The organism is Streptomyces sp. NRRL WC-3549 (assembly GCF_000721935.1).
Classification (GTDB): domain Bacteria; phylum Actinomycetota; class Actinomycetes; order Streptomycetales; family Streptomycetaceae; genus Streptomyces.
On the sequence record NZ_KL585429.1, the window covers coordinates 8,824 to 11,218 of the forward strand.

The 2,395-nt window shown below is 72.8% G+C and carries 2 protein-coding genes and 1 pseudogene; 1 reads left to right on the forward strand and 2 read right to left on the reverse strand.

Features of this window, described 5'->3' with window-relative positions:
- Positions 1-176, reverse strand: a pseudogene (locus tag IH13_RS0129610) (sigma-70 family RNA polymerase sigma factor); the annotation flags it as partial.
- Positions 177-279: 103 nt separating this feature from the next.
- Positions 280-1,419, reverse strand: a complete 1,140-nt coding sequence (locus IH13_RS0129615; protein WP_031089133.1) for a glycerophosphodiester phosphodiesterase — start codon at positions 1,417-1,419, stop codon at positions 280-282.
- A 233-nt stretch (positions 1,420-1,652) separates the two neighbouring features.
- On the opposite strand from IH13_RS0129615, the gene IH13_RS0129620 reads away from it, so the two are divergent.
- Complete coding sequence (locus IH13_RS0129620) at positions 1,653-2,324, forward strand: lysophospholipid acyltransferase family protein (RefSeq protein WP_031089134.1); 672 nt, start codon at positions 1,653-1,655, stop codon at positions 2,322-2,324.
- Positions 2,325-2,395 lie beyond the last annotated feature (71 nt).

Below are 2,395 nucleotides of genomic sequence, written 5' to 3' on the forward strand. Positions count from 1 at the left end.
GCGCGCACCCAGCCGGCGGGATCGGCCGGCTGCCCGTGTCCGGCCTGGCGCTCCAGCAGCCGCAGCCAGACGGACTGTTCGAGGTCCGCCGGTTCGATCCCGGCGGCCGGGGCCTCGGCCGCGGTCTCGGCCCGCACCAGCGGGCGCAGCGCGCGGACGAGGGCGAGAGGCGTCATGCCCCCTCAACGCGCAGCGGGGGCGGGCGGTTGCCGTACGGGCCCGGCTCCACCCGACCGGGGCATCCGGTCCGGACCGCTGACGCGCCCCGCGGCCGGTCCCTCAGCGCCCGCGGAAGTCCGCCGCGGCGAGCAGGGCGGTGTCCGGGTTGTCGGAGAAGATCCCGTCGATGCCGGTCCCGAGGTACGTCCGCAGCGCGCCGAACACGTCACCGTACGCGTTCGGGTCCGTGCCGCGCCGGAAGTCCGCCGGCAGGAAGGTGTTCTCGTTGCGCATCGTGTACGGGTGCACGACCAGGCCCCGCGCGTGGGCGTCGGCGACGAGGGTGGTGGGCGTGGTGAGCCGGCCCGCCGCGTCCTTGGGGACGACCAGGTCGAGGGTGGGGCCGATGCCCTGGGCGAAGGAGGCGATCCACGTGAGCCCGGCCGGTGTCACCAGGTCGGCCACGGTGCGCGGGTCACCGGACTCGACGAAGTCCCAGGGCCGCTCGGCGGGTCCGGACAGCAGCACGACGCGCGGGGTGGCGACCAGCTTCGCCAGCCGCCGCACGGACCCCGGCTCGAAGGACTGGAGGAGCAGCGGGGAGTTCGCGCGGTGCCGGCCGTGGCGGCGCAGCAGCCGTGCGAGGGGTTCCTCCAGGGCGAGGCCGATGCTCCGGAAGTAGGAGGGGTGCTTGGTCTCGACGTACAGCCAGACGGGTGTGCCCCTGCGGCGGCCCTCCTGGTCGGCCCAGCGCAGGACCTCCTCGAAGGTGGGCACCTCCCAGCGGCCGTCGTAGACGGTGTTCCGCTGCCGGTTGCCGGGGATGCGCTCGACGGCGCGGAGCGTCTTGAGCTCGGCCAGGGTGAAGTCCTCGGTGAACCAGCCGGTGAGCGCCGTGCCGTCGATCGTCTTGGTGGTCCTCCGGCTCGCGAACTCGGGGTGGTCGGCCACGTCGGTGGTGGCGGTGATGTCGTTCTCGTGCCGGCACACGAGGTGGCCGTCCCTGGTCGGGACCAGGTCCTGTTCCACGATGTGGGCCCCCATGTCCAGGGCCAGCCGGTAGGAGCCGAGGGTGTGCTCGGGCCGGTAACCGCTGGCGCCGCGGTGGCCGATGACGGTCGGCACGGGCAGGTCCCGGTAGGTGCCGTGGCCGCGTCCGGCGGCGTTCGCCGGGCCGGCGGCGGTGAGCCCCGCCGTGCCGAGGACGGCCGCTCCCAGGAGGGTCCGCCGTCCGGGACCTGACTGCGCGCGCTGTGTCATGGTTGCTCCTCGCGTGTGATGTCCGGCACCTGTCGAGCGAGTGTGATCGTAGGGAGCTACGCCATCGGAAGGGCGCACGCTGGACGAACACGGCGGAAACACACGCCCACACCGCGTAGCCGTTGTGTGAACCCGATGTGCGCGGGGGCGGGGGCCGCGAGTATCGTCCTCACCTGCACAGACCACTGCACGATTCCGACCCGGCCGGGCCGGCCACGACCCCGGAGGATGCGTTGTCCCGACTCACGGTCATCAAGGCAGTGCTCGGCCCGATCCTGCGCCTGCTGTTCCGCCCCCAGGTGGAGGGCGCGGAGAACATCCCCGGCACCGGGCCGGTGATCCTCGCGGGGAACCACCTCACGTTCATCGACTCGATGATCATGCCGATCTGCTGCGACCGGCCGGTGTTCTACATCGGCAAGGACGAGTACGTCACCGGCAAGGGCTTCAAGGGCCGGCTGATGGCCTGGTTCTTCACCGGCTGCGGCATGATCCCGGTGGACCGGGACGGCGGACGCGGCGGTGTCGCGGCGCTCATGACCGGCCGTCGGGTGCTGGAGGAGGGCCACGCCTTCGCCATCTACCCCGAGGGCACCCGCTCCCCCGACGGCCGGTTGTACCGGGGCCGCACGGGCATCGCGCGGCTGACGCTGATGACGGGCGCGCCGGTGGTCCCGTTCGCGATGATCGGCACGGACAAGCTCCAGCCCAGCGGCTCCGGCCTGCCCCGGCCGGGCAAGGTGACGGTGCGCTTCGGCGAGCCGATGGAGTTCTCCCGCTACGAGGGGATGGACCGCGACCGCTACGTGCTGCGCGCGGTGACGGACTCGGTGATGACCGAGGTCATGCAACTCTCCGGCCAGGAGTACGTGGACATGTACGCCACGAAGGCCAAGGCGGCCTGAGACGGCCCGAAGGGCCCGTACCCCGCGACCGGGGTACGGGCCCTTCGGCGTACCGGCGGGCGGTTCACGGG

What these genes read in the sequence shown, in the direction of transcription:
- IH13_RS0129615 (WP_031089133.1), bottom strand. Translation starts at nt 1,419, where the DNA reads ATGACACAGCGCGCGCAGTCAGGTCCCGGACGGCGGACCCTCCTGGGA.